The 25870-nt window shown below is 67.4% G+C and carries 23 protein-coding genes; 11 read left to right on the top strand and 12 right to left on the bottom strand.

Annotated features, from left to right (window positions below; genetic code table 11):
• The first annotated feature begins 5 nt into the window (after nt 1-5).
• Together JTE92_RS22460 and JTE92_RS22465 are read left to right on the top strand one after the other, a co-directional pair.
• On the top strand, nt 6-1400 hold the full coding sequence (locus JTE92_RS22460) for a class II fumarate hydratase (protein ID WP_063237953.1): 1395 nt from the start codon (nt 6-8) through the stop codon (nt 1398-1400).
• Between the two features lie 137 nt (nt 1401-1537).
• A complete protein-coding gene (locus JTE92_RS22465) occupies nt 1538-1864 on the top strand; it encodes a hypothetical protein (RefSeq protein WP_063237954.1) in 327 nt (108 codons plus the stop codon).
• A gap of 21 nt (nt 1865-1885) precedes the next feature.
• On the opposite strand, the gene JTE92_RS22470 is transcribed toward JTE92_RS22465, so the two are convergent.
• The 7 genes from JTE92_RS22470 to catA form a co-directional block, all read right to left on the bottom strand.
• The gene (locus JTE92_RS22470; RefSeq protein WP_063237955.1) at nt 1886-2266 is read right to left on the bottom strand and encodes a hypothetical protein; all 381 of its coding nucleotides are present in this window, start codon (nt 2264-2266) and stop codon (nt 1886-1888) included.
• A gap of 274 nt (nt 2267-2540) precedes the next feature.
• Nucleotides 2541-3644, bottom strand: a complete 1104-nt coding sequence (locus JTE92_RS22475; RefSeq protein ID WP_063237956.1) for a mandelate racemase/muconate lactonizing enzyme family protein — start codon at nt 3642-3644, stop codon at nt 2541-2543.
• Between the two features lie 118 nt (nt 3645-3762).
• A complete protein-coding gene (locus JTE92_RS22480) occupies nt 3763-4548 on the bottom strand; it encodes a 1,6-dihydroxycyclohexa-2,4-diene-1-carboxylate dehydrogenase (RefSeq protein ID WP_063238086.1) in 786 nt (261 codons plus the stop codon).
• 17 nt (nt 4549-4565) lie between these two features.
• Nucleotides 4566-5594: a benzoate 1,2-dioxygenase electron transfer component BenC gene (gene benC, locus JTE92_RS22485; protein ID WP_063237957.1), complete on the bottom strand. Its 1029-nt coding sequence runs from the start codon at nt 5592-5594 to the stop codon at nt 4566-4568.
• A 21-nt stretch (nt 5595-5615) separates the two neighbouring features.
• On the bottom strand, nt 5616-6143 hold the full coding sequence (benB, locus tag JTE92_RS22490; RefSeq protein ID WP_063237958.1) for a benzoate 1,2-dioxygenase small subunit: 528 nt from the start codon (nt 6141-6143) through the stop codon (nt 5616-5618).
• Entirely contained in the window at nt 6140-7594 is a 1455-nt protein-coding gene (benA, locus tag JTE92_RS22495; protein WP_063237959.1) for a benzoate 1,2-dioxygenase large subunit, read from the bottom strand. Before benA ends, benB begins: the two co-directional genes overlap by 4 nt.
• A gap of 109 nt (nt 7595-7703) precedes the next feature.
• Nucleotides 7704-8627 (bottom strand): catechol 1,2-dioxygenase, encoded by a 924-nt coding sequence (catA, locus tag JTE92_RS22500; protein WP_063237960.1) that lies wholly within the window; start codon nt 8625-8627, stop codon nt 7704-7706.
• 147 nt (nt 8628-8774) lie between these two features.
• On the opposite strand from catA, the gene JTE92_RS22505 reads away from it, so the two are divergent.
• The 4 genes from JTE92_RS22505 (at nt 8775) to pcaD (ending at nt 12053) form a co-directional block, all read left to right on the top strand.
• Nucleotides 8775-9692 carry a LysR family transcriptional regulator gene (locus tag JTE92_RS22505; RefSeq protein ID WP_063237961.1) on the top strand — a complete coding sequence of 306 codons (918 nt, stop codon included), beginning with the start codon at nt 8775-8777 and terminating at the stop codon, nt 9690-9692.
• Between the two features lie 113 nt (nt 9693-9805).
• On the top strand, nt 9806-10945 hold the full coding sequence (locus JTE92_RS22510) for a muconate/chloromuconate family cycloisomerase (protein ID WP_063237962.1): 1140 nt from the start codon (nt 9806-9808) through the stop codon (nt 10943-10945).
• A gap of 32 nt (nt 10946-10977) precedes the next feature.
• Complete coding sequence (catC, locus tag JTE92_RS22515; protein WP_063237963.1) at nt 10978-11256, top strand: muconolactone Delta-isomerase; 279 nt, start codon at nt 10978-10980, stop codon at nt 11254-11256.
• 14 nt (nt 11257-11270) lie between these two features.
• On the top strand, nt 11271-12053 hold the full coding sequence (gene pcaD, locus JTE92_RS22520; protein WP_063237964.1) for a 3-oxoadipate enol-lactonase: 783 nt from the start codon (nt 11271-11273) through the stop codon (nt 12051-12053).
• Nucleotides 12054-12080: 27 nt separating this feature from the next.
• Here the strand turns inward: pcaD and JTE92_RS22525 are convergent, their stop codons facing one another.
• Entirely contained in the window at nt 12081-13490 is a 1410-nt protein-coding gene (locus tag JTE92_RS22525) for an aminotransferase-like domain-containing protein (protein ID WP_232353301.1), read from the bottom strand.
• Between the two features lie 151 nt (nt 13491-13641).
• Between JTE92_RS22525 and cyoA the strand changes: the two genes are divergently transcribed.
• Genes cyoA through JTE92_RS22550 form a run of 5 tightly spaced genes read left to right on the top strand, consistent with a single transcriptional unit; the run spans nt 13642 to nt 19403 of the window.
• Nucleotides 13642-14652 (top strand): ubiquinol oxidase subunit II, encoded by a 1011-nt coding sequence (gene cyoA / locus JTE92_RS22530; RefSeq protein WP_063237965.1) that lies wholly within the window; start codon nt 13642-13644, stop codon nt 14650-14652.
• 1 nt (nt 14653) lies between these two features.
• A complete protein-coding gene (cyoB, locus tag JTE92_RS22535; RefSeq protein ID WP_063237966.1) occupies nt 14654-16630 on the top strand; it encodes a cytochrome o ubiquinol oxidase subunit I in 1977 nt (658 codons plus the stop codon).
• 3 nt (nt 16631-16633) lie between these two features.
• Nucleotides 16634-17290: a cytochrome o ubiquinol oxidase subunit III gene (gene cyoC / locus JTE92_RS22540; RefSeq protein ID WP_063237967.1), complete on the top strand. Its 657-nt coding sequence runs from the start codon at nt 16634-16636 to the stop codon at nt 17288-17290.
• A complete protein-coding gene (gene cyoD / locus JTE92_RS22545; protein WP_063237968.1) occupies nt 17287-17664 on the top strand; it encodes a cytochrome o ubiquinol oxidase subunit IV in 378 nt (125 codons plus the stop codon). Before cyoC ends, cyoD begins: the two co-directional genes overlap by 4 nt.
• A 26-nt stretch (nt 17665-17690) precedes the next feature.
• Complete coding sequence (locus JTE92_RS22550) at nt 17691-19403, top strand: nitrite/sulfite reductase (RefSeq protein WP_063237969.1); 1713 nt, start codon at nt 17691-17693, stop codon at nt 19401-19403.
• 193 nt (nt 19404-19596) lie between these two features.
• Here the strand turns inward: JTE92_RS22550 and JTE92_RS22555 are convergent, their stop codons facing one another.
• The 4 genes from JTE92_RS22555 to JTE92_RS22570 form a co-directional block, all read right to left on the bottom strand.
• Complete coding sequence (locus tag JTE92_RS22555) at nt 19597-21099, bottom strand: tripartite tricarboxylate transporter permease (protein ID WP_063237970.1); 1503 nt, start codon at nt 21097-21099, stop codon at nt 19597-19599.
• A gap of 9 nt (nt 21100-21108) precedes the next feature.
• Nucleotides 21109-21615: a tripartite tricarboxylate transporter TctB family protein gene (locus JTE92_RS22560; protein WP_063237971.1), complete on the bottom strand. Its 507-nt coding sequence runs from the start codon at nt 21613-21615 to the stop codon at nt 21109-21111.
• A 73-nt stretch (nt 21616-21688) separates the two neighbouring features.
• Nucleotides 21689-22690, bottom strand: a complete 1002-nt coding sequence (locus JTE92_RS22565) for a Bug family tripartite tricarboxylate transporter substrate binding protein (protein ID WP_063237972.1) — start codon at nt 22688-22690, stop codon at nt 21689-21691.
• A 110-nt stretch (nt 22691-22800) separates the two neighbouring features.
• Entirely contained in the window at nt 22801-25845 is a 3045-nt protein-coding gene (locus tag JTE92_RS22570; protein ID WP_063237973.1) for an FAD-binding and (Fe-S)-binding domain-containing protein, read from the bottom strand.
• Between the last annotated feature and the right edge of the window lie 25 nt (nt 25846-25870).

The following is a 25870-nucleotide window of genomic DNA, read 5'->3' on the forward strand; positions in this document are numbered from 1 at the left end:
GCACCATGACGGCATATCGCGTAGAACACGACGCCTTCGGTCCGGTCGACATCCCCGCCGACCGCTACTGGGGCGCCCAGACGCAGCGGGCGCTGGCAATCTTCGAGATCGGCGAGGAGCGCTTTCCCGACTGCCTGCTGCATGCCTTCGGCGTGCACAAGATGGCGGCGGCCCGCGCCAACCTGCGTTGCGGCGTGCTCGACGCGGCCATCGCGGAGGCGATCGTCGCCGCCGCCGACGAGCTGCGCAGCGGCCGCTTCGACGGCCATTTCCCGCTGACGGTCTGGCAGACCGGCTCGGGCACGCAGACCAACATGAACGCCAACGAGGTCATCGCCAACCGCGCCAACGAGCGGCTTGGCCAGCCGCTGGGCACGCGCGCGCCGGTGCATCCGAACGATCACGTCAACGCGTCGCAGTCTTCCAACGACAGCTTCCCGACGGTCATGCACCTGAGCGCGGTGCTGGAACTGGAAGACCGGCTGCTGCCCGCCCTGGTGGTGGTGCGCGACACCCTGCGCGAGCGTGCCCAGGCCTTTGCCGATGTGCTCAAGATCGCGCGCACGCACCTGATGGATGCCGTGCCCATGACCATGGGGCAGGCCTTCGACGGCTTTGCCGCGCAAATCGACAACGCCATCGAACGCGTGCGCGGCACCCTGCCGCGCCTGCTGGTGCTGCCGCAAGGCGGCACCGCCGCCGGCACCGGCCTGAACGCGCCGCCGGGCTTTGCCGAAGCCTTCTGCGAGGAAGCCAGCCTGTTGACCGGCCAGGCCTTCCGCTCCAGTCCCTGCAAGGTCGAGGGCATGGCCGCGCACGATGCGCTGGTCGAGCTGTCGGGCGTGCTCAACGTGATTGCCGTCTCCTTCACCAAGATCGCCAACGACCTGCGCTGGCTGGGCTCGGGCCCGCGCTGCGGGCTGGGCGAGCTGGTGCTGCCCGACGATGGCCTGACTTCGTCGATCATGCCCGGCAAGCGCAACCCGACCATCGCCGAGGTCGTGGCGCAGGCCGCCATGCAGGTGGCCGGCAACCACGTCACCGTGACCATGGCGGGCGCCTCCGGCAGCTTCGAGCTGAACGTGGCCAAGCCGGTGCTGATCTACAACGTGCTGCAGTCGATCCGCGTGCTGGCCGACGGCGCGCGCGTGTTCGCACTGCGGCTGGTGCAGGGGCTGGACGTCAACCCTGAACGGCTGGCGCGCAACCTGGACAATCCGCTGCTGGCGGTCACGGCGCTCAACCCGGTGCTGGGCTATGACCGCGCGGCGCAGATCACCAAGCTCGCGCTTGCACAAGGGATCTCGCCGCGGGAAGCGGCGATCGCGCTGGGATTGCTGAGCGGCGAGGCGTTCGACCGGCTGGTGGATCCGATGCGGCTGGCCAAGGGGCAACAGTAGGCCTGCGGGCGCACGGCGCCAGCGCCAGCGCCAGCGCGCTGCGCAGCGTCCGGCAACGGCCGCCGCCGGGCCGGAACCGTCCCGATAGATAACATCCGCTAGAATCGGCCCAACTTCATACGCCCCTGTTCCGCTTCATGCATTGCTGGATTGCCGCCGCTGCCCTGGTTGCCCTGGTTCTCGCCGGCGCCGCCCATGCCGCTACCGATATCGACTGCGCCCCGTCCACCGCGCCTGCCGGCCGCGTGCCCTCGCAGCGGCTGATCTGCGAGTCGGCGCTGTTTTCGATGGGCTACCAGCGCATTTATGCCGACCAGCAGCGTCTGCTGAAGGCCGGCACGATTACGGAGGCCGAGGTTGCCGCGTTCCGCAAGAAGCGCGACAGCTGCGAGACCGCGGCATGCCTCGACGCCGTGTTCCGCGAATGGCGGACGTTCGCGGCGCAGGCCGGCAGCAAGCGCTGAAGGCCGCTAATGCTGCGGCACTCAGAAGTTCGTCTCGATCGCCATCCTGGCGCCGTCCGGCACATGGTTCGGAATGACCCGGTGCGCAAGGATCGCGTAGTCCCGGGCAGCCGCCACTGAAGTGGGATTCACCAGCCGCTTCGGGCCGCCCAACCAGGCGAAATGATCCTTGCCGTCGTCGCTGCTGAACCAGGCAAAGTCGCCGATGCGGTCGAGGCCGCGCTTCACCATCTTCAGCAGCGCCAGGGCTTCCTCTGAAACGCCGAGGTGCCGTCCTGTGTCATGGATGACCGTGGCCAGGTTGCGGAGCTTGTCGGTCGAGGTGCCGTCGCCGTTCGCCTGGTCAGGCACCAGTTCGACGACCAGAATCCCTTTATGCGCGGTGATGCGTGCTTGATGCATGGCTTCTCCCAACGGATGTGTCCCCTGCCGGCTACATGCACTTGACAAGCAAGTTTGCTGCCAGGTTTGCCGGATGTGCAGCGTACATGCCCCGCATGACATTTCTAAGCGGACTGGGGATGCGCGTCGCGGGAATGGAACGGCGTGCGGGTTCGCCAGGCGCAAACTGACGCTGGTGTGGCGGAATGGGCGCGGTGTTGGCCCCGGCCCTGCATTTGCGTGAAACCGTTGGGCTGCAGGCAACTTTTGCCATGCAGGGCTGGAGCAACCGGAATCAGCCGACCTGGTAGCGCCGGATCACTTCCGGATCGGGATCGATGCCCAGCCCCGGCCCGTCCGGCACCCGGATCATGCCGTCGCGCGGCACCACCGCATCGCCGAGCACCCGGGCCTCCATGTCAAAGTAGCGCCATTCGATCATGGCACGCGCGTCGCCGAGCGCCGCCGTGGCATGGATGCTGGCCAGCAGCCCGGGGCCGTCGTAGAAGGTGTGGATCATCACCTGCGTGTTGTGCGCCTCGGCCAGCGCGAACACCTTGCGCAGCGCGCTGATGCCGCCCATCTTGGCCGGGCTCGGCTGGATGACGTCGACCGCGCCGGCGCCGAGCATCTGGTGGAAGTCCATCAGCGTCGAGGCGTTCTCACCCGCCGCAACGGCAATGCCGCATTGCCGGCGCAACGCGGCCAGGCCGGCGTAGTTCTCCGGCGGCCACAGCGGCTCCTCGAGCCAGCGCAGCGACAGCGGCGCCAGCGCGCGCGCCATGTCGATGGCCTCGGCCAGCGACCAGGGGCAGTTCACGTCGAGCGTGATTTCGATATCCGGCCCGGCCGCCGCGCGCGCGGCCCGTATGACAGCGAGGTCGACCTCGTGCAGCTTGACGCTGCGGTAGCCGTCGGCGATCGCGCGCTGCGTGTTGGCCGCGATCGCCTCACGGTCGGCGTAGCGGATCAGGCTGGCATACGCGGGCAGTTGTTCCCGCCGCGTTCCACCCAGCAGCCGGTACAGCGGCAGGCCGGCGGCCTTGCCGCAGATGTCCCACAGCGCGATATCTAGCGCCGACAGCCCGTACATCATGGCGCCGCCGCGGCCGAAGACGTGGAACCGGCGCTGCAGGTCCAGGCCGAGCGCCTCGGGCTGCGTGGCATCCATGCCGAGGCACGCGGGCGCCAGCAGTTCGTCGAGCGCCGCCTTGACCATCGGGATGCCGATAAAGCCGAAGCTTTCGCCCCAGCCTACGATGCCGTCGTCCGTGGTGACCCGGAGCAGCAGCGAATCGGCGGCCTGCAAGCCTGCCCCGCCCCACACGCCGGCGGCGGAGACCCCGCCGACCGTGAATGGCACGCGCAGCACGATGGTGTCGATCGACGCAATCTGCATGGCTCGCCTCCCGCGGCCGCTGCAGCCCCCGAGGGCCGGCTGGCTGCATGGCTGCGTTCACTATAGGCGAGCGCGTGTTCCCCAGCCGCGCTGGACTGGCTGGCTCAACCGCTCGCGCTCAGCCCTGGTCGCCGCCCCCGACCGGCAAGACCGTGCCGGTGATATAGGACGCTTCGTCCGATGCCAGGAACAGGATCGCATGCACCTGTTCATCGATCGTGCCATAGCGGTGCATCAGGCTGCTGTCACGGGTCTGGTCGACGATGGCCTGGTACCAGCCCGCCTCCTGCTCGCCCTGCGCCTCGGTGTTGCGTGGAATCCTGCGCGGCGGCGCCTCGGTCCCGCCGGTGGCGATGGCGTTGACGCGGATGCCTTCGTGCGCGTGTTCGAAGGCCAGGCTGGCGGTCAGCGCATTGACGCCGCCCTTGGCCGCCGCATAGGGCACGCGGTGGATGCTGCGCGTGGCGATCGACGACACGTTGACGATCACCCCCTGCCGGCGCTCGACCATGCCGGGGAGCACGGCGCGGCAGCACCACAGCGTGGGAAACAGCGAGCGCCGGATCTCGGCCTCGATCTGGTCCGCTTCATAGAACTGGAACGGCTTGGCCCAGATCGTGCCGCCGACATTGTTGACGAGGATATCGATGCGGCCGTAGGCGGCCTCCGCCGCCTGCGCCATGTGCGTGGCGCCGGCAAACGTTTCCAGGTCGGCATGCACGGCGATGGCCCTGCCGCCGCCGGCAGCGATCTCGGCGGCGACTTCATCGACCAGCGCCGAGCGGTCGACCAGCGCCACCGACGCGCCCTCTGCGGCGGCGGCCAGCGCCACGCCGCGGCCGATGCCCTGCGCGGCGCCGGTGACGATCATCGCCTTGCCGGCGAATCGTGCGGAGCTTCTCATGTCGTTGCCCTCCTTCGTCACACCGCGTTGCTGGCCGAGAACTTCTCGTAGTAGAAGCCCGCGGGCGTGATGCCGCTCTGCTGCAGCCAGCCGCGCACCGCTTCCACCATCGCCACGGGGCCGCACAGGTAGATGTCGACATCGCCACCGTTGAGCCATTCGGGCTCGACGTGCGCGGTGACGTAGCCCTTGCGCGCGTGGCCGCTGGCGGGATCCGCAACACAGGTACGGTATTCGAAGCCGCCCAACGTGGCCAAGGCGGCCTGGGCGGCGTCGATGCGAGGCAGCCCCACGAGGTCGATATCGTTCGTGACGCCGTAGACCATGCGCACCGGATGCGCGCAATCACCGGCGGCCATCACGTCGAGCATCGACAGGAACGGCGCAATGCCGGTGCCACCCGCGAGGAACAGCACCGGACGCGTCACGGGGCGCAGGTAGAAGCTGCCATACGGCCCGGAGAACGCCACGCGCTCGCCGGACTTGGCCTCGCTGGTCAGCCACGTGCTCATCCTGCCGTCCGGCACGTTGCGCACCACGAAGCCGGTGCGCGCGCTGCCGGGCGCGGAGCTGAAGGAATACGAGCGCGTCTGGCCGGTGCCCGGGATCTCGACATTGACGTACTGCCCCGGCAGGAAGTCCACGCCGGCGGCATCGTCCAGGTCGATGGCGAAGCTGATGGTCGAATCGGACAGCGATTCCAGTTCGGCCAGCGTCCCCTGGTAGGTCGCGACGCCGGTCTTGCACGCCGCCGACGATGCCGGCACGCGGATCACGCAGTCCGAACGCGGGCGCGTCTGGCACGCCAGCACGTAGCCCTGCCCCGCTTCCTCGGCGGTCAGCGCGTCCTCGATATAGCTCGACTCGGGCAGGTCATAGCTGCCCGACTCGCACAGGCCGCGGCAGGTGCCGCAGGCGCCGTCGCGGCAGTCCAGCGGGATGTTGATCTGCTGCCGGTAGGCGGCGTCGGACAGGGTCTCGTTGTCACCGCAGGTGATGAAGCGCGTGACGCCGTCCTCGAATTGCAGGGCGATGGTGTGTTCCATGGCGCGGTCCTCCAGCCTGGATCAGATGTGATAGATGTCGATGACCTGGTTGATGTAGTCGTTCTTGAGCACGACATACTTGTCCAGGATGCGCGGCTGCGCGCCGCAGAGGTCGAGCCGGTAGCGCGACATGCCGAAGTAGCTGTACGTGGTCTGGTAGCGATGGCTCAGCGTGTGCCAGTTGAAGCGCACGGTGCAGGTGTCGCCGTCGACGTCCAGCAGCTCGACATTGCTCAGGTTGTGACTGGTGCGCGTGTCCGGCATGGTGGCGCTGGAGCGCTCGGTCTTGATGCGGAACACGCGGTCTTCCAGCCCCTGGCGGCTCGGGTAATAGATCAGCGAGATCTCTCGCTGCGGGTCGGTGATGAGCTTGCCGTCGTCGTCCCAGCACGGCATCCAGAACTTCACCTCCGGGTGGTAGCACTCGACCCATTCGTCCCACGCTTCGTCGTCGAGCAGGCGTGCCTCGCGGTACAGGAAGGCCCGGATGGCGGCCAGGTCGACCGGCTTGTCGACGACGGTGTCGGGCGTGATGTCGGCGGTGCTCATGCTGCGCTCCCTTCGGTGCCGTTGGTTACGGCATTCGTTGCTTCATTCGCGGCGTGCGCAGCCTGCCCCGCCACGGCCTTCTTCATGACGTCCAGCCAGTAGCGATGCTGCACGGTGTACAAACCCTCGTCCTCGGTGCGCACGCCGCTCATCACCGGCTTCAGCCCGATGCGTTGCGCGGCTTCGTCCGCGCCGTCGATCCAGTGCTTCGCGCCCCGGCACATGTCGTTCCAGGCCAGCGCCTGGCCGGCGTAGCCCTGCTGGCAGGCGCGGAATTCTTCCAGGTCGTCCGGCGTGGCCATGCCGCTGACGTTGAAGAAGTCTTCGTACTGGCGGATGCGGCGCGCGCGTGCCTCGTCGGATTCGCCCTTCGGCGCGATGCAGTAGATCGTGACCTCGGTCTTGTCGACGGCCAGCGGGCGCAGCAGGCGGATCTGCGAGCCGAACTGGTCCATCAGGTAGACGTTGGGATACAGGCACAGGTTGCGCGAATTCTGGATCATCCAGTCCGCGGTCTCCTCGCCGCAGCGCGCGGCGAATTCGTCGCGGCGGCTGAAGTTGGGACGGTCTTCGGGATTGGCCCACTTTGTCCACAGCAGCATGTGGCCATGCTCGAAGGCATAGAAGCCGCCGCCCTGCTGCCCCCACTTGCCCGCGTCCATCGCGCGGATCTGGTCGCCCGCATTCTTCTGCTTGCGGTGGCTGGTGGTGGCGGCGTAGTTCCAGTGCACCGCCGACACGTGGTAGCCGTCGGCACCGTTCTCGGCCTGCAGCTTCCAGTTGCCCTCGAAGGTGTAGGTGGAGGAGCCGCGCAGCACCTCCAGCCCGTCGGCGGACTGGTCGACGATCATGTCGATGATGCGTGCCGCCTCGCCCAGGAAGTCCTGCAGCGGCGGCACGTCGGCGTTCAGGCTGCCGAACAGGAAGCCGCGGTAGTTCTCGAAGCGCGCCACCTTCTTCAGGTCGTGCGAGCCTTCCTTGTTGAAGCACTCGGGATAGCCCGCGTTCTCGGGGTCCTTCACCTTCAGCAGCTTGCCGCTGTTGTTGAAGGTCCAGCCGTGGAACGGGCAGGTGTAGGTGGCCTTGTTGCCGCGCTTGTGGCGGCACAGCATCGCGCCGCGGTGGCTGCACGCATTGATGAAGGCGTTCAGCTCGCCTTGCCGGTTGCGCGCGATCACCACCGGCTGGCGGCCGATATGGGTGGTGTAGTAGTCGTTGTTGTTCGGGATCTGGCTTTCATGCGCCAGGTAGATCCAGTTGCCCTCGAAGATGTGCTTCATCTCCAGTTCGAACAGGTCTTCGTCGGTGAAGGCCGCGCGATGCAGGCGGTAGTCGCCGCTGGCCTTGTCTTCCACCAGGAAGTCATCGAGGTCGAGTCGCCGGGATTGCGTGACGTGTTGCATGACTTCAGGGCGAACGGGGGCCGTCCCCGCCGGATAGATCGGGATCATGGGAGTTGTCTCCTGCTGGTCTTGTTGCCGGGCCGGCGCTGCGGATGTGTGGCAGATGCGCGCCCGGACTGGATCTGCCGGCCCGCGAGCGCGGGCGGCCTTGTCTCACTCAGGCGGCAGCGCGCAGGCGCTCCACCTCGGCGGGCGGCGCGCCTTCCTGCTCGGGCAGCAGCCGGAAGTCAAAGTCGATCGAGGCGAACGGCTGGTCCACGCCGTGCTGGTCGAGCGCGGCGGCGTCGGCGATACGGTTCACCGCCGGCACCAGCCCCTCGCGGCTGGCGAAGGCGAAGTCATCCCACAGGTACTTGTCGCCGTCGATATTGATCTGCGTGGTCAGCTTGCGGTGGCCGTCCGCCGACACGAAGAAGTGGATATGCGCCGGCCGCTGGCCATGGCGCGCGAGCCGGTCCAGCAGGCGCTGGGTCGTGCCTTGCGGCGGGCAGCCGTAGCCGGTCGGCACGTTGCTGCGGAACTGGTAGCGGCCGTTGGCATCGGTGACGATGGTGCGGCGCAGGTTGAAGTGCGACTGGGTCTTGTCGAAGAACGAGTAGCTGCCCATCAGGTTGGCATGCCACACCTCGACCTTGGCACCCGGCAGCGGCTTGCCGTCGGCACCGTACACCGTGCCCTGCATGAACAGCACCTCGCCCTTGCCATCGTCGCCACCGTCGTCAAGGCGGGCAAAGCCGGTGCTTTCCGGCGCGCCGGCCACGTACAGCGGGCCTTCGATGGTGCGCGGCGTGCCGCCGGCCAGCCCGGCGCGGGCTTCGGCCTCGTCGGCGCGGACATCGAGGAAGCGTTCCAGCCCCAGGCCGGCGGCGAGCAGGCCCAGTTCCTGGGTCGCGCCCGCCTCGGCAAAGTACTCGATGCCCTTCCAGACTTCGCTGGCGCTCAGGTCGAGGTCTTCGATCGCCTTGAACAGGTCCGCGGTCAGGCGCACGACCACCTGCTGTACGCGCGGGTCGGGCGTGCCTTGCGTGCCCGTGGCGACGATAAAGCTGTGGACCAGGGCGTCGATTTCCGAGTGAGTCATGAGGGTCTCCATATTTGTGGTGGGGTTCCCGGTCGATGCCTTGCAGGTATCAAGCTTGTTTTCCGGGCACGGATGGAGCATAGTCAACGCCTGTTTTTGCAGTCCAACACTGATTTAGTATCCGCTTGATACCCTGGAGGTATAGTCGTGGAATTGCGGCACCTGCGTTACTTCGTGGCCGTGGCAGAGGAACGCAACTTCACCCGCGCGGCCGAGCGGCTGCATATCGCCCAGCCCCCGCTGTCGCGCCAGATCCAGCAGCTGGAGGAGGACCTGGGCGTGCAACTGTTCGAGCGCCACTCGCGCCCGCTCAAGCTGACCGATACCGGGCGCTACTTCTACACCCACGCGCTGCAATTGCTGGCCCAGACCGCCGAGTTGCAGGCGATGACCAAGCGGGTCGGCAAGATCGAGCACAAGATGTCGGTCGGCTTTGTCGGCTCGACGCTGTACGGCATGCTGCCGCGCATCATCCGGCGCTTCCGCCAGATGCACGCCGACCTGGAACTGAGCCTGCACGAGATGTCGACCATGGACCAGATCAAGGCGCTCAAGGAGGGCCGCATCGACGTGGGCTTCGGGCGCATCCGGCATGAAGACCCGTCGGTCCGGCGCGTGGTGCTGCGCGAGGAGCGCATGATCGTGGCGCTGCCGGTCGGGCACCCGCTGGCGGCGGCCAAACCGCAGCTCGCGCTGCACGACCTGGTGGGCGAGCCGCTGATCATCTTTCCCAAGGCGCCGCGTCCGAGCTTTGCCGACCAGGTGCTGGCCGCCTTCCACGACCGCGCGCTGAAGCCGAGCCGGCTGCACGAGGTGCGCGAGCTGCAGATCGCGCTCGGGCTGGTGGCGATGGGCGAAGGCATCTCGGTGGTGCCCAGCAGCGTCTACGGCCTGAAGCGGGATGACGTGACCTACAAGGAACTGGATGATCCCAAGCTGGTGTCGCCCATCATCATGAGCACCCGCATGATGGACGAGTCGGCCGACCTGCACTCCCTGCGCGACATGATCTACCAGCTCTACGAGGAAGAAGGCATGGCCTACCTGCCCCCTCAGAAGGAATAAGGCGCCGGCGGCAATCCATACTCTCTAAGTATCGAATCAGACGACAACGGTCTTGGACAGCTGAAAAATAGCCCTCCATACTCCGATGCAACGTTCAACTGCATCAGGAAGGTATGAAAGTGGCAACCCAATCCAGCTCCACGACCATCGAGTCGATCGAGGCCATCCTGGTCGACCTGCCGACCATCCGCCCGCACCAGCTCGCCATGGCGACCATGCAGCGCCAGACCCTCGTGATCGTCCGCCTGCGCTGCGCCGACGGCGTGGAAGGCATCGGCGAGGCCACCACCATCGGCGGCCTGTCCTATGGCGATGAAAGCCCCGAGGGCATCAAGCTGACCATCGACACGTACCTGGCGCCGGCGTTGATTGGGCAGGACGCCACCAATGTGCATGCCGCCATGGCGCGGCTGAACAAGGTGGCGCGCGGCAACCGCTTCGCCAAGTCGGCACTGGAAACGGCGCTGCTCGACGCGCAGGGCAAGCGCCTGGGCGTGCCGCTGTCGACGCTGCTGGGCGGCGCCGTGCGTGACACGCTGCCGGTGCTGTGGACGCTGGCCAGCGGCGATACCGCGCGCGACATCGACGAGGCCGAACGCCTGCTGGCCGAGCGCCGCCACGACACCTTCAAGCTCAAGATCGGCCGGCGCGGCGTGCGCGAGGACGTGGCCCATGTGTCCGCGATCAAGCGCGCGCTGGGCGACCGCGCCCGCGTCACCGTCGACGTCAACCAGGCCTGGAACGAAGCGGAGGCCGCCACCGGCATCGCCATGCTCGAAGCCGCCGGCATCGACCTGATCGAGCAGCCCACGCCGCGCGAGCAGCGCACCGCGCTGGCCCGGCTGGCGGCGCGCTTTGTCGTGCCCATCATGGCCGACGAAGCCGTGTGCGGCCCCGAGGACGCGATGGGACTGGCGCGACTGGGCGCCGCCGACGTGTTCGCGCTGAAGATCGCCAAGTCCGGCGGCATCTTCGGCATGCTGCGCACCGCCGCGGTCGGCGACGCGGCCGGCATCGCGCTGTATGGCGGCACCATGCTGGAAGGCAGCGTCGGCACCATCGCCGCGGCCCACGGCTTCGCCACGCTGCCGCAGCTGGCCTGGGGCACCGAGCTGTTCGGCCCGCTGCTGCTGAAGGACGATATCGTGCTGGAGCGGCCGGTGTACCGCGACTTTGCGCTGCACCTGCCGCAAGGGCCCGGGCTGGGGATCGCGCTCGACGAAGACAAGCTGGCGCACTATCGTCGCGCCTGAAATCACCATCAGACTGGAACAAGGAGAACCCGATGCTGTATCTGGTACGAATGGACGTGAACCTGCCGCCCGACATGCCCGCCGCGCAGGCCGACGAAATCAAGGCGCGCGAGAAGGCCTACGCGCAGGACCTGCAGCGCCAGGGCAAATGGCTGCACCTCTACCGCGTGGTCGGCGAGTATGCCAACTACAGCGTGTTCGACGTCGAGTCGAACGAGGCGCTGCACAACCTGCTGTCGGCCCTGCCGCTGTTCCCGTACATGAAAATCGCCGTCACGCCGCTGGCGCCGCATCCGTCTTCGATTCGCTGAGAGAGGCCGCCCTAATGAGCATTGCCACCCGTGACGGGCTGCGCCTGCACTACGAACTCCAGGGCCCGGCCGGCGCGCCGGCGCTGGTCATGTCCAACTCGCTCGGCACCAGCCTGTCGATGTGGGACCCGCAGATGCCGGCGCTGCTGGAGCGCTTCCGCGTGCTGCGCTACGACACGCGCGGCCACGGCGCCTCTGCCGTGCCTGACGCGCCGTTCGGCATGGCCGAACTGGGCGCCGACGTGCTGGCCGTGATGGACCATGCCGGCGTCGAACGCGCACATTTCTGCGGCCTGTCGATGGGCGGCATGACCGGCATCTGGCTGGCACGTCATCACCCCGGACGCTTCGGCCGCTTTGTGCTGGCCAACACCGCGGCGCTGATCGGCCCGGCTTCCGGCTGGAACACGCGCATCGAGCGCGTGCGGGCCGAAGGCATGGTGGCCATCGCCGAGGGCGTGCTGGCCCGCTGGTTCACCCCGGCGGCGCTCGCCGGCGATCCGGCGCGCATGGCACCGGTGCTGTCGATGCTCGCCTCGACCGATGCCGACGGCTATGTCGCCAATTGCGCCGCGGTGCGCGATGCCGACCTGCGCGGCCTGCTGCCCGGCATCGATGCGCGCGTGCTGGTGATCGCCGGCGTCCAGGATGCCGCCACCACGCCGGAACAGGGGCGCGAGCTGGCTGAAGGCATTGCCAACGCCGATTACCTCGCGCTCAATGCGGCGCATCTGTCGAACTGGGAATTGCCGGCGGAGTTTTCCGACGCGGTGATCAACTTCGTTTCAGAGGCCTGATACCGGCGCTGCTTGCGCGAGGCTGGTTCACACCACCATCTCGACCCCAGACGCTGGCCGGCGCTCGAGCAATGCCGCCAGCTTCCTCAGAGCCAGCGACAGCTGCGCGTGATTGTCGACGCCGCCCAGCGAGATGCGGATGGCATTGGGCGCATTGGGCCCGTCCCAGAACGCGTCGGAAGGCGTGACCCGCAGGTCTTCCGCCAGCGCGGCCCGGGTGAGCTGCTGCGCCGACCACTGCGCGGGAAGGCGGTGCCAGACGTGGATGGCGCTGGGCGGCAGCTGGCCGATCCCGCTCAGCCATCGGCTTGCCAGCGCGCACCGCGCCAGCGCTTCGGTGCGGATGCCGTCGAGCAGCTGCATGGCCGAGCCGTCACGGATCCATTGCGTGGCCAGCGCCGCGGTCATCGGCGCGGCCATCAGCGCGAAGGCGCGCAGCGAAGCCAGCAGGTCGTCGCCACTCCTGCCCTCCGGCAACAGGACGTACGCGGTGCGCAGGCCCGGCGTGAGCGCCTTGGACAGCGTCGCGACGTAGCAGGTGCGCTCGGGCGCAAAGGTGGCGAGCGGCGGCGGTGCCGACGGCGTCAGCAGCCAGTACGGGTCGTCCTCCAGCAAGGCGATATCGCATCGGTGCGCGGCGCTGGCGATCTCTGCCCGGCGCGAGGCCGGCATGGTGTGCGTGGTCGGATTCTGCGCGGTCGGGTTGAGGTAGGCCAGCGTGGCGCCTGCGGCGCGGGCCGCGGCGAGCGCGTCGGGCAGCATCCCGTCCGCATCGCACGGTGCGACCACCACGCGCCGGCCCAGTTGCGCTGCCGCGGCGCGGATGCCCGGATAGGCCAGCGGCTCGGTCACGATTGCCTCGCCGGGCCGGGTCCAGCTCAGGATCACGGCGGCCAGCGCAGCCTGGGCGCCGGGGCACACCACCAGCCGCGCCGTGTCGACCTGCCCGAAGATCGGCGCAAGCCAGAGCGCCCCGGCCGCCCGGTCCGACGCACTGCCGCCGCCAAGCTGGTAGGTCATCAGCAGGTGCGGGTCGCTGCGCAGCAGGACCTGGTTCAGGCCGCGCCGCAACAGGTCCGGGAAATCCACGCCCGCCGGCGGCGGCGGCACGTTCATGCTCATGTCGACCACGCGCGCGAGTTCCGCACGCGGCGCGGCAATGAAGGTGCCGAGCGCGCCCCTCGCTTCGATCAGCTGTCTTCGCCGCGCCTCGTTATAGGCGCGCGTCACTGTCGTCAGGTCCACGCCGAGAGATTGCGCCAGGCTGCGCTGCGGCGGCACGCGGTCGCCGGCCACGAGGCGGCCCTCGCCGATTGCCCGCTCGATGAAGTCGACGATCTGCAGGTACCGGACCCCACCGGACGCAGTGATCCGCAGATCCCACTGGCCGGTGATCCGGGCAGCGCTTTCGCTATCTTGTATGGATTCTGCCCCCAAAACTTTCCTCGATGTATGGGTCTTGTCTTCGACTAGCATGCCAGACATTGTCGAGGGAATCCATACAAGCCCGCAGCCGCGGGCTGACGCAGCACTTGAATCGGAGCGCGTGGCCGGATGCCTTCGGTAATCCGTAACCAAGGTGTCCGACATGCTCAAACCTACCGCCGGGCTGGCAAACAAAGATCGACAAGGCCCGTTGCCCCACCCTTCCCCCAGCCTCAGCCCATCGCCCGCCCTGCCGCCCCGCATCGGCGCGTTGCTGCTGGCCGCCGGGCTGAGCGCCCTGCTCAGCGGCTGCAACCTCGAACTGCTCAATCCCAAGGGCAGCATCGGCGCACAGGAAAAATCGCTGATCCTGATCGCGTTGTTCGTCATGCTGATGGTCGTCATCCCGGTGATCTTCCTGACGCTGTGGTTTGCCTGGCGCTACCGCGAGAGCAACACGCGCGCGACCTACGCGCCCAAGTGGTCGCACTCGACCAAAATCGAGATCGTGGTGTGGGGCATCCCGTGCGTGATCGTGGCCTGCCTGGCCGTGCTGATCTGGGATTCGACGCACAAGCTCGACCCCTATCGGCCGCTGGAGTCCGAGGTCAGGCCGCTGCAGGTCGACGTCATCGCGCTGAACTGGAAATGGCTGTTCATCTATCCCGAATACGGCGTCGCCTCGGTGAACCAGCTTGCCATCCCGGTCGGCACGCCGGTCAACTTCCGGCTGACCGCGGAATCGATGATGAATGCGTTCTTCATTCCGCAGCTTGGCAGCATGGTCTACACCATGGCCGGCATGCAGACCCGCCTGCACCTGATCGCCGACACGCCGGGCGTCTATCTCGGCCAGTCCGCGGCCTACAGCGGCGCGGGCTTCTCGGACATGCATTTCAAGACCCTGGCGACCTCGCGCGAGAACTTCGATGCGTGGATCGGCAAGGCACGGGCCTCGGCCCACGCGCTTGACGCGAACACCTACGGCGCGCTGGAGCAGCCCAGCACCAGGGACCCCGTCACGCTCTACGCATCGGTGACGCCCAAGCTGTTCGACCAGGTCGTCGACAAGTATATGCAGGCCAACGGCGCAATCTGCCGCGCGAACACCCCCGAATCTCTGCAGGCCTTCCAACGCGTCCCGTCGGCGCTCCCCGGCCGCCTGGAGCAATGACATGCTAGGAAAACTCAACCTCGAAGCCATCCCCTATCACGAGCCGATCATCATGGGGACGCTGGCCGTGGTGCTGGTGCTGGGCGCCGCGCTGCTCGGCGCCATTACCCGATACGGAAAGTGGAAGTACCTGTGGACCGAATGGATCTGCTCGGTCGACCACAAGAAGGTCGGCGTGATGTACATCATCCTGGCCCTGGTCATGCTGCTGCGCGGCTTCGCCGACGCGATCCTGATGCGCACGCAGCAGGCCGTCGCCTACGGCGACGCCGCCGGCTACCTGCCGCCGCACCACTACGACCAGATCTTTACCGCCCACGGCGTGATCATGATCTTCTACGTGGCCACGCCGCTGGTGGTGGGGCTGATGAACGTGATCGTGCCGCTGCAGATCGGCGCGCGCGACGTGGCCTTCCCGTTCGTCAACTCGCTGAGCTTCTGGCTGTCGGCCATGGGCGCGGTGCTGGTGATGCTGTCGATGTTCGTCGGCGACTTCGCCGCGACCGGCTGGGTGGCCTACCCGCCGTTGTCGGAGCTCGGCTACAGCCCGACCGTCGGCGTGGACTACTACATCTGGTCATTGCAGATATCCGGGCTCGGCACCACGCTGACCGGCATCAACTTCATCGTCACCATCCTGCGCATGCGCGCTCCGGGCCTGACCCTGATGAAGATGCCGGTGTTCACCTGGACCGCGCTGATCACCAACATCCTGATCGTCGCCATCTTTCCGGTGCTGACCGCCACGCTGGCCCTGCTCACCGCCGACCGCTACCTCGGCATGCACTTCTTCACCAACGAGCTGGGCGGCAACGCCATGATGTACGTGAACCTGATCTGGATCTGGGGGCACCCCGAGGTCTATGTGCTGATCCTGCCCGCGTTCGGCGCGTTCTCGGAAATCATCGCCACGTTCTCGCGCAAGCCCCTGTTCGGCTACAAGTCGATGGTCTATGCGACCTCGTCGATCGGCGTGCTGTCGTTCTTCGTCTGGCTGCACCACTTCTTCACCATGGGCTCGGGCGCCAACGTCAACGCCTTCTTCGGCATCATGACGTCGATCATCTCGATCCCCACCGGCGTGAAGCTGTTCAACTGGCTGTTCACCATGTACCGGGGCCGGATCCGCTTCCATACCTCAACCATGTGGACCATCGGCTTCATGGTGACGTTCGCGGTCGGCGGCATGACCGGCGTGCTGCTGGCGGTGCCGGGCGCCGACTTCGTGCTGCACAACAGCCTGTTCCTGGTCGCCCACTTCCACAACGTGATCATCGGCGGCGTGCTGTTCGGCTGCCTGGCGGCGATCAGCTTCTGGTTCCCGAAGGTGTTCGGCTTCAGGCTGAACGAGTTCTGGGGCAAGGTGTCGTTCTGGTGCTGGCTGACCGGCTTCTTCCTGGCCTTCATGCCGCTCTACGTGCTGGGCTTCAAGGGCATGACCCGCCGGATGAACCACTACGCCAACGTCGACTGGCATCCCTACCTGGTGGTGGCGATGATCGGCGCCTTCGTCATCGGCGCCGGCATCCTGGCCATGATCGTGCAACTGGCCGTCAGCATCCGCGACCGCAAGCAGAACCAGGACCTGACCGGCGACCCGTGGGACGGCCGCAGCCTGGAATGGTCGACCGCATCGCCGGCGCCGTTCTACAACTTCGCCAGGGTGCCCCACATCACCTCGCTGGAGCAGCACTGGGACGACAAGGAAGCCGGACGCGCATGGCGCCAGCCGGCCCGCTACGAGGACATCCACATGCCACGTCCCACCGCGGCCGGCTTCCTCGTGTCCGTGTTCGGGCTGGTGTCCTGCTTCGCGCTGGTCTGGCACATGTGGCTGGTCGCCATCGCCGGGCTGGTTGGCGCGATCGCAACCTTCGTGCTGCGCAGCTACGACCGCAACGTGGACTACTACGTCCCGGCCGCCGAAGTCGAGCGCATCGAGCGCGCCCGCTACGCCCAACTGCAGCAAGCTGCCTGAGCCATGAACCCGACGCTATCTTCTACCCTGCACCATCCGGGCCCCGACGCCACGCACCACGCTGCACATACTGCGGCACACGCCGCCGACCACGGCCATCACGATGCCGGCGCCCATACCACGCTGGGCTTCTGGCTCTACCTGATGAGCGACTGCCTGATCTTCGCGGTGCTGTTCGCCACCTTCGGCGTGCTGTCCGGCAACACGGCGGGCGGGCCCGGCGGGCAGCAACTGTTCGAGCTGCCGTTCGTGTTCGCCGAAACCATGGTGCTGCTGCTGAGCAGCTACACCTTCGGCCTGGCCATGCTGCGGCAGGACGCCAATGCCGCGCCGCGCATGATCCGCTGGCTCGCGGCCACCTTCGTGCTGGGCGCCGTGTTCGTCGCCATGGAGGTCTACGAGTTCGCCCACCTGCTGCACCAGGGCGCCGGCCCGGGCGTGAGCGCCTACCTGTCGGCGTTCTTCACGCTGGTCGGCACCCACGGCCTGCACGTCACCGCGGGCCTGTGCTGGCTGGCGGTGATGATCCACCAGATCCGTCGTTTCGGCCTCGATGACATCGTGCGCCGCCGGCTGGCGTGCCTGAGCCTGTTCTGGCACTTCCTGGACCTGGTCTGGATCTGCGTCTTTACCTTCGTCTACCTGCGGGAGTTCGCATGAAGCCGTCCCATCTGCATTCCGTCCATCCGGGCGAGCACGCCCTCCACGGCAGCGTGCGCAGCTACACCATCGGCCTGCTGCTGTCGGTCGCGCTTACCGTGGCATCGTTTGCCGCGGTCATGACCGGCGCGTTGCCAAGCCACGCCGCGATCGCGCTGGTCGTGGGCCTCTGCGTTGCGCAACTGCTGGTGCAGCTGGTGTACTTCCTGCACCTGGGCACCGGTCCCGGCCAGCGCGGCAATACCGCCATCTTCGCCTGCACCGGCTTCCTGATCGTCATCGTCGTCGCCGGCTCGCTGTGGGTGATGCACAACGCCGACCTCAACATGATGCCGACCGACATGTCCATCGAACGGGCACGGGCCAAAGACTAGCGCGCGGGCGCGAGGAGATCTTCACCATGTATGTCTATGACGAGATCGACCAGAGGCTGGTCGACGAACGGGTCGTGCAGTTCACCGGCCAGACCCGCCGCTTCCTGGATGGCGAGCTCGACGAGGAAGAGTTCCGCGTGCTGCGGCTGCAGAATGGGCTGTATATCCAGCGCCATGCTCCCATGCTGCGCGTGGCCATCCCCTACGGCATGCTGGCGTCGCGGCAGCTGCGCAAGCTGGCGGAGATCGCCCGCCGCTGGGACCGCGGCTACGGGCACTTCAGCACGCGGCAGAACCTGCAGTTCAACTGGCCGCGCCTGGAAGACGCGCCTGCCATCCTCGCGGAACTCGCCACCGTGCAGATGCATGCCATCCAGACCAGCGGCAACTGCATCCGCAACACCACCACCGACCATTTCGCCGGCATCGCGCCCGACGAGCTGGTGAACCCGCTGGTGTGGTGCGAGATCGTGCGGCAATGGTCGATGCTGCATCCCGAGTTCGCCTACCTGCCGCGCAAGTTCAAGATCGCGATCAGCGGCGCCACCACCGACCGGGCCGCGGTCGGCGTCCACGACATCGGGCTGCAGGCGGTGGAAGAAGACGGGCAGGCCGGCTTTCGCGTGTGGGTCGGCGGCGGCATGGGGCGCACACCCATGGTCGGCAAGCTGATCAATCCTTTCGTGGCGTGGCAGGACCTGCTGACCTACCTGCAGGCCACGCTGCGCGTCTACAACCTGCATGGCAGGCGCGACAACAAGTACAAGGCGCGCATCAAGATTTTGGTGAAGGACCTCACGCCGGAGGTCTTCCGCGAACAGGTTGCGGAGCAGTGGCAGCGCATCCGGGGCGGCCCGGATACGGTCACCGAAGACTTCGTCGCGTCGGTGGCGGCGCGCTTCACGGTGCCGCCTTATGACCCGGAAGCGGCGCATGACGCCGATGAAAGCGCCGAACTCGCCCGGACCGACCGCGCATTCCGGCTCTGGCTGCGCAGCAACGTCCATCCACACCGCGTACCGGGCTACGCCGCGGTGACCGCATCGCTCAAGGCAACCGGCCGCGCGCCCGGCGACATCACCGCCGAGCAGATGGAGCTGATGGCCGACCTCGCCGAGCGCCACGGCTTCGGCGAGCTGCGTGTCTCGCACGAGCAGAACCTGATCCTGGCCGACGTGCGGCGCAGCGGCCTGCCCGCGCTGTGGCGCGCGCTGGATGGGGCGGGCCTCGCCACGCCCAACGTCGGCAGGATCACCAACATCATCGCCTGCCCGGGCGGCGACTTCTGCTCGCTTGCCAATGCGGTGTCGATTCCGCTGGCGCAAGCGATCCAGCAGCGGTTCGAGGACCTCGACTACGTGCACGACATCGGCGAGCTCGACCTGAACATTTCGGGCTGCATCAACTCGTGCGGGCACCACCATGTCGGCCATATCGGCATCCTCGGCGTCGACAAGGCCGGCGAAGCCTGGTACCAGGTCACCATCGGCGGACGGCAGAACGGCGCGGACAGCCAGCATGGCCACGCCGGCGGCGGCGCGGCGATCGGCCGCATCATCGGCCCGTCGTTCGCGCAGGAGCAGGTGCCGGATGTGGTCGAGCGGCTGATCGGCACCTACCTTGCGCACCGCGACAGCGATGCCGAGCGCTTTGTCGACGTGGTCGCGCGGATCGGGCTCGAACCATTCCAGGCGGCCGTGTACCCGGACGGAAACAAGCGCAGCGCGGCGGCGCGCTAGCCATCATGGACAAGAACCCCGATTTTCCTGCTTGTTTGCTCCCCTCTCCCGCAAGCGGGAGAGAGAGCGCACAATCAGCACGTTCATGCCACCGCAGTGTCCAAAGCGCAATGCATCACCGTCCCCGCAAATCGCGAAGACGAAAGAAAACCGCGCATCACGGCGATGCGCGGACTCCCCAGCCCCCCGGAAGTCAGGCGATTCCCTTGGCCCGGGCCTTGCTGCGCAGGTCGCTCACCAGCGGCCACACCAGCACGAAGATCGCCAGGCCCATGATCGTGCCGACCAGCCCGTTCGACCAGAACACATCCAGTTCGCCGGACGACACCAGCATGGTCTGCCGGAAGGCGTCTTCCGCGCGGTCGCCCAGCACCAGCGCCAGCACCATCGGCGCCAGCGGATAGTCCAGCTTCTTCAGCACATAGCCGATCACGCCAAAGACCAGCATCAGCCAGACGTCGAACAGCGCGCCGTTCACCGTGTAGGCGCCGATCGCGCAGATCACCAGGATCAGCGGCGCGATGATCGAGAACGGGATGCGCAGGATCGCGGCAAAGAGCGGCACGGTCGACAGCACCACGATCAGGCCGACGATATTGCCCAGGTACATGCTGGCGATCAGCCCCCACACGAACGGCCCCTGCTCGGCGAACAGCAGCGGCCCCGGCTGCAGGCCCCAGATCATCAGGCCGCCCAGCAGCACCGCTGCCGTGGCGGAGCCCGGGATGCCGAGCGCCAGCATCGGCAGCAGCGCGCTGGTGCCGGCGGCGTGCGCCGCGGTTTCCGGCGCCACCACGCCTTCGACGTTGCCCTTGCCGAACGAGTCCGGGTTCCTGGCCATGCGCTTGGCGACGCCGTAGCCCATGAACGAGGCCGCGGTGGCGCCGCCCGGGGTGATGCCAAGCCAGCAGCCGATCACGGACGAGCGGATCACGGTCATCCAGTAGCGCGGCAGCTCGGCCCAGGTCTTCAGCACCACCTTCAGGTCGATGCGCGCCTGCTTGCCGCGGAACGCGACGCCCTCCTCCATCGTCATCAGGATCTCGCTGATGCCGAACAGCCCGATCACGGCGACCAGGAAGTCGAAGCCGCGCAGCAGCTCGTGCGAGCCGAAGGTCATGCGCAGCGTGCCCGAGACCGTGTCCATGCCGACCGCCGCCAGGATAAAGCCCAGGCACATCGCGATCAGGATCTTCGGCTTGGACTCCTTGCCCATGCCGACGAAACTGCAGAACGTCAGCAGGTACACCGCGAAGAACTCCGGCGGCCCGAAGCGCAGCGCGAACTTCGCCACCATCGGCGCCAGGAAGGTGATCAGCAGCACCCCCGCCATCGCGCCGAGGCAGGAGCCGGTGAAGGCGGAGGTCAGGGCCTTGCCGGCCTCGCCCCGCTGGGCCATCGGATAGCCGTCGAAGGTCGTCGCCACCGACCAGGCCTCGCCGGGGATATTGAACAGGATCGAGGTGATCGCGCCGCCGAACAGGGCGCCCCAGTAGATGCAGGACAGCATGATGATGGCGGAGACCGGGTCCATCGAAAACGTCAGCGGCAGCAGGATTGCCACGCCGTTGGGGCCGCCCAGCCCGGGCAGCACGCCGACCACGATCCCGAGCAGGATGCCGGCGAACATCAGGCCGACGTTCTGCCACGACAGGGCGACCGCGAAGCCGCCCATCAATGCGTTCATTTCTTCCATCGCGCCTCCTCAGTAGCCCAGCGCAGCTTCCAGCGGCCCCTTGGGCAGCGGCACGCGGAACTGGATCTCGAAGATCCAGAACAGCAACAGGTTGATGCCGGCGCCGGTCAGCAGCGCCCTGGGCCAGCCCGACTTGCCCACCCACACCATGAAGCCGACGATAAAGACCGCCGACGCCACGTAGATGCCGAGCATGCCGATCAGGCCGACATAGCCCGTCAGCGGCAGCAGGATCACGCCGACCTGCCGCAGTTGCTGCCAGGTCGCGAAGACCGCCTTGCCGTCGCCGCGCAGCGCCTGCATCGCCACCAGCACGCTGCAGGCCAGCACGATGATGCCGACGCGCATCGGGAAGTAGCCGGCTTCGGGCCCGTCCGGCGCCCAGCCGGCGCCAATGCTGTAGTTGCTCCAGATCACGACGATCGCGCCGGCCAGCAGGCATAGCGCGACCACCAGTTCCACTGCCTTGACCGAGAGCCCGGCGCCAGCCGGCTCGCCCCCATGATGTGAATCCATCTCTGCCCCTTGATATCCCTTCAGCCATCGGTTCCGGCGCAGGCGCCGGAACCTTGCGAATCCGGCGCGTGCCTCAGCGCGCGGCGACGAAGCCGGCTTCCTTGATGATGTCGCGGTGCGCGGCCTCGTCCTTCGCCAGGAAGTCGGTCAGCGCCCTGGCGGTCAGGAACTCGTTCTTGAGCGCGTTCTTTTCCAGGTATTCCTTCCACTCCGGGGTGGCCACGATCTTCTGCATCAGGTCGACGTAGTACTTCTGCTGCTCGGGCGTGACGCCGCCGGGCATCATGAAGACGCGCAGCATCTGGTATTGCACGTCGAGCCCCAGCTCCTTGCAGGTCGGCACATCGTTCCAGCTCTGGGCCTGCGTGACCTTGGCCTTGTAGGCCATGCGCTCCGGCGCGAACACGCACAGCGCCTTGTGCTCGCCGGCGCGCCATTGCCCGACCGATTCCGACGGATTGTTGACGTTGGCGTCGATATGCTGGCCCGACAGCTGCGTCGCCGCTTCGCCGCCGCCCTTGTACGGCACGTAGATGAATTTCGCGCCGGTCTTCTTCTGCACCAGCGAGGTGATGATCTGGTCTTCGCGCTTGGAGCTGGTGCCGCCGACCTTGACCTTGCCCGCGTTCGCCTTCGAGCCATCGACAAACTCCGGCACCGACTTGTATGGCCCGGCGGCATTGGTCCACAGTACGAACTCGTCCTGGGCAATCATGGCCACCGGGGTCAGGTCGCGCCAGCTGAACGGCAGGTGGCTGACCATCGGCACGGTATAGAGCGCCGACGACGCGACCAGCAGCTTGTGGGGATTGCCTTGCGACGCCTTGGTGTCCATCAGGCCCTCGGCCCCGCTGGCGCCGGCCTTGTTCAGCACGATGACCGGCTGGTTCATCAGCTTGTGCCTGGCGATGATGCCCTGGATGGCGCGCGCCATCTGGTCCGACGCGCCCCCGGCGCTGAACGGCACCACGATCTCGACCGGCTTTGCCGGCTCCCAGGCCCATGCATTGGCGCCGAGGCAGGCGGTGGCGCAGGCCATGGCGGTGAGGGCGCTCCTGACGATCTTGCGTTGCATTTTTTTGTCTCCTTTGGCTTAGGTACTCTGCTTGATACTTTGACGGGTACTCTGATCCGCTTTGGTTGCGGCTTGACTTTGTTGTCCGTGCCAGCGATGCGGCTGCTGCCTCAGCCACCACGGCCTCCTGCCAGGGCCATTTCCAGCACGCGCGCCACGTGAAGCGCCTGCGCATCGGCGCCGTCCAGGATCTGGTGCCGGCAGCTGGTGCCGTCGGCGACCACGATGGCATCGGCGGCGCGCTGGCGCACAGCGGGCAGCAGCGACAGCTCGGCCATGGCCTTCGACGCCTCGAAATGCTCCGCCTCGTAGCCGAAGCTGCCGGCCATGCCGCAGCACGACGACTCCACCGGCGCGACCTTCAGCCCCGGGATCCAGCCCAGCACGGTCTGCACCGGCGTGAAGGCATCGAAGGCCTTCTGGTGGCAGTGTCCGTGCACCACCGCTTCCGAGGCCTGCAACGGCTGCAGCGGCAGGTCCAGCCGGCCCGCGCGCTCCTCGCGGACCAGGAACTCCTCGAACAGGAACGACAGGCTGGCAAGCTGCCGGGCCTCGTCGCCATAGCCGTAGCCAAGAAACTCGTCGCGCAGCGACAGCAGGCAGGACGGCTCCAGCCCCACCACCGGCACGCCGCGCGCGACATAAGGGCGGAACGCGTCCAGCATGCGCCGGACCTCTTCCTTCGCCTGGTCCACCAGCCCGGCGGCCAGGAAAGTCCGGCCGCAGCACAGCGGGCGCTCGCCCGCGCGGGTGTTGAAATGCACGGTATAGCCCGCCGCTTCCAGCACCGCCTGCGCGGCGCGGGCGTTCTCGGGTTCCATGTAGTTGCTGAACGTGTCGACGAACAGCAGCACCTCGCGGGTGCCGGCGGACTTGCCGGCGGGCTTGCCAGCGTCCATGCCCGCAGTCAGGAAGGGCTTGCGGAAACGGGGCAGCGACCGCTCCGGCGCAAACCCCAGCGCGCGCTTCACCCAGCCCGAGACCAGCGGAATGCGGTCCGCCAGCGCCAGCAGTCCCGACAGCCGGCTCGCCACCGGCGCATAGCGCGGCATGTACGCGACCATGCGTTCGCGCAGGCTGGTGCCGTGCCGTTTGGCCCATGCATGGCGCGCCTCGATCTTGAGCCGGGCCATGTCGACGCCGGTCGGGCAGTCCCGCTTGCAGCCCTTGCACGACACGCACAGGTCCAGCACTTCCTTCACCTCGGGGCTGGCCAGCCCTTCGCTGCCGAGCTGGCCGGACACGGCCAGCCGCAGCGTATTGGCGCGGCCGCGCGTGACGTGCTGCTCGTCCTTGGTCACGCGATAGCTCGGGCACATGGTGCCGGCGTCGAACTTGCGGCAGTGGCCGTTGTTGTTGCACATCTCCACCGCCGAGGCCAGTCCGTGCGTGGCCGTGTCGGCGCCGGTGCCGGGCGCGGTCTCCTCGCCGCTCATCGGGTCGCGGCGCACGTTCCAGGCCGACCAGTCGAGCGCGGGCGTCAGCGGCAGCGCCGCATAGCCGGGCGCAAAGCGGAAGTTCTCGCGCGCGTCCATCCGGGGCGGCCGCACGATCTTGTCGGGATTGAAGCGGTTGTCCGGGTCGAACAGCGCCTTGATCTCGCTGAACGCGGCATTGATGCGCGGGCCATACTGCCATGCCACCCATTCGCCCCGGCACAGCCCGTCGCCGTGCTCGCCGGAATAGGCGCCCTTGTACTCGCGCACCAGCTCGGCCGCTTCCTCGGCGATCTCGCGCATGCGCACCGCGCCGTCGCGGCGCATGTCCAGGATAGGACGCACGTGCAGCGTGCCGACACTGGCGTGCGCGTACCAGGTGCCCTCGGTCTCGTGCTTGTGGAAGACCTCGGTCAGCCGGCGCGTGTATTCGGCCAGGTGTTCCAGCGGCACGGCGCAATCTTCGATGAAGGACACCGGCTTGCCATCGCCCTTCATGCTCATCATGATGTTGAGCCCGGCCTTGCGCACGTCCCACAGCGCCTTCTGCGCCTTCTCGTCGGGCATCTTCACCACCGAACCCGGCAGGCCCAGGTCGCCCATCAGCTCAGCCAGCTGTTCCAGCTGCGCCAGCAGCGCCTGGCGGTCTTCGCCGGCGAACTCGACCAGCAGGATGGCCTGCGGGTCGCCGGTGAGCGCGCGCTCGACCACCGGGCGGAAGGCCGGGTTCTCCATCGACAGGTCGATCATGGTCCGGTCGACCAGCTCCACCGCCACCGGGCGCAGCCTGACGATATGCTGCGTCAGGTCCATGGCCTGGTAGAACGTGGGGAAGTTCACCACGCCCAGCACCTTGTGCGCCGGCAGCGGCGCCAGCTTCAGCGTGACCAGCCTGCTATACGCCAGCGTCCCCTCGGACCCCACCAGGATATGCGCCAGGTTGGCATGGCCATCGTCGGTATAGGCCATCGGGTTCTGGCAGTCGAACAGGTCGATGTTGTAGCCGGCCACGCGGCGCAGCACTTTCGGCATGCGCTCGGCGATCTCGCCGCGCTCGCGCGTGGCAATGCGCTCCAGCCCGCGCAGGATGCCTTCGGCGCGCCCCGCCGCCACCGGCCTGGCCAGCGAGCCGAAATGGCATTCGCTGCCGTCGGCCAGCACGGCATCGATGGCCAGCACGTTATGCACCATGTTGCCGTAGGCAATCGAGCGCGATCCGCACGAGTTGTTGCCGGCCATGCCGCCGATGGTGCATTGCGCGCCGGTCGACACGTCCACCGGGAACCAGAGGCCATGCGGCCTGAGCCAGGCGTTGAGGTGGTCGAGCACGATGCCCGGCTCCACCGTCACCGTGCGCGCCGCCGCGTCGAACGCCACCACGTTGTTGAGCCACTTGCTGTTGTCGATCACCAGCGCCTCGCCCACGGTCTGCCCGCACTGGCTGGTCCCTGCGCCGCGCGCCAGCACCGGCACGCGCTGGTCGCGGGCGATGTCGAGCGCGCGCAGCAGGTCGGCCTGGTCGCGCGGCACGACCACGCCGATCGGCATGATCTGATAGATCGACGCATCGGTGGCATAGCGCCCGCGGCCGGCGCGGTCGAACAGCACGTCGCCGCGCAGTTCCTTGCGCAGCAGCGCGGACAGCGGCGACACGGCGCGATGCTGCGATGGCACCAAATGGATCGGCTTGACCAGCGTGGAGGAAGTAAAGGTATTCATGGCAAACAGCCGGCTTGTGTCCGGC

Source organism: Cupriavidus oxalaticus (genome assembly GCF_016894385.1).
Taxonomy (GTDB): domain Bacteria; phylum Pseudomonadota; class Gammaproteobacteria; order Burkholderiales; family Burkholderiaceae; genus Cupriavidus; species Cupriavidus oxalaticus.

Excerpts from the sequence above, each read along its gene's own strand:
- JTE92_RS22460 (WP_063237953.1), top strand. The coding sequence starts at position 6 with ATGACGGCATATCGCGTAGAACACGACGCCTTCGGTCCGGTCGACATC.
- JTE92_RS22465 (WP_063237954.1), top strand. The coding sequence starts at position 1,538 with ATGCATTGCTGGATTGCCGCCGCTGCCCTGGTTGCCCTGGTTCTCGCC.
- JTE92_RS22470 (WP_063237955.1), bottom strand. The coding sequence starts at position 2,266 with ATGCATCAAGCACGCATCACCGCGCATAAAGGGATTCTGGTCGTCGAA.
- JTE92_RS22475 (WP_063237956.1), bottom strand. The coding sequence starts at position 3,644 with ATGCAGATTGCGTCGATCGACACCATCGTGCTGCGCGTGCCATTCACG.
- JTE92_RS22480 (WP_063238086.1), bottom strand. The coding sequence starts at position 4,548 with ATGAGAAGCTCCGCACGATTCGCCGGCAAGGCGATGATCGTCACCGGC.
- benC (WP_063237957.1), bottom strand. The coding sequence starts at position 5,594 with ATGGAACACACCATCGCCCTGCAATTCGAGGACGGCGTCACGCGCTTC.
- benB (WP_063237958.1), bottom strand. The coding sequence starts at position 6,143 with ATGAGCACCGCCGACATCACGCCCGACACCGTCGTCGACAAGCCGGTC.
- benA (WP_063237959.1), bottom strand. The coding sequence starts at position 7,594 with ATGATCCCGATCTATCCGGCGGGGACGGCCCCCGTTCGCCCTGAAGTC.
- catA (WP_063237960.1), bottom strand. The coding sequence starts at position 8,627 with ATGACTCACTCGGAAATCGACGCCCTGGTCCACAGCTTTATCGTCGCC.
- JTE92_RS22510 (WP_063237962.1), top strand. The coding sequence starts at position 9,806 with ATGAAAGTGGCAACCCAATCCAGCTCCACGACCATCGAGTCGATCGAG.
- catC (WP_063237963.1), top strand. The coding sequence starts at position 10,978 with ATGCTGTATCTGGTACGAATGGACGTGAACCTGCCGCCCGACATGCCC.
- pcaD (WP_063237964.1), top strand. The coding sequence starts at position 11,271 with ATGAGCATTGCCACCCGTGACGGGCTGCGCCTGCACTACGAACTCCAG.
- cyoA (WP_063237965.1), top strand. The coding sequence starts at position 13,642 with ATGCTCAAACCTACCGCCGGGCTGGCAAACAAAGATCGACAAGGCCCG.
- cyoB (WP_063237966.1), top strand. The coding sequence starts at position 14,654 with ATGCTAGGAAAACTCAACCTCGAAGCCATCCCCTATCACGAGCCGATC.
- cyoC (WP_063237967.1), top strand. The coding sequence starts at position 16,634 with ATGAACCCGACGCTATCTTCTACCCTGCACCATCCGGGCCCCGACGCC.
- cyoD (WP_063237968.1), top strand. The coding sequence starts at position 17,287 with ATGAAGCCGTCCCATCTGCATTCCGTCCATCCGGGCGAGCACGCCCTC.
- JTE92_RS22550 (WP_063237969.1), top strand. The coding sequence starts at position 17,691 with ATGTATGTCTATGACGAGATCGACCAGAGGCTGGTCGACGAACGGGTC.
- JTE92_RS22555 (WP_063237970.1), bottom strand. The coding sequence starts at position 21,099 with ATGGAAGAAATGAACGCATTGATGGGCGGCTTCGCGGTCGCCCTGTCG.
- JTE92_RS22560 (WP_063237971.1), bottom strand. The coding sequence starts at position 21,615 with ATGGATTCACATCATGGGGGCGAGCCGGCTGGCGCCGGGCTCTCGGTC.
- JTE92_RS22565 (WP_063237972.1), bottom strand. The coding sequence starts at position 22,690 with ATGCAACGCAAGATCGTCAGGAGCGCCCTCACCGCCATGGCCTGCGCC.
- JTE92_RS22570 (WP_063237973.1), bottom strand. The coding sequence starts at position 25,845 with ATGAATACCTTTACTTCCTCCACGCTGGTCAAGCCGATCCATTTGGTG.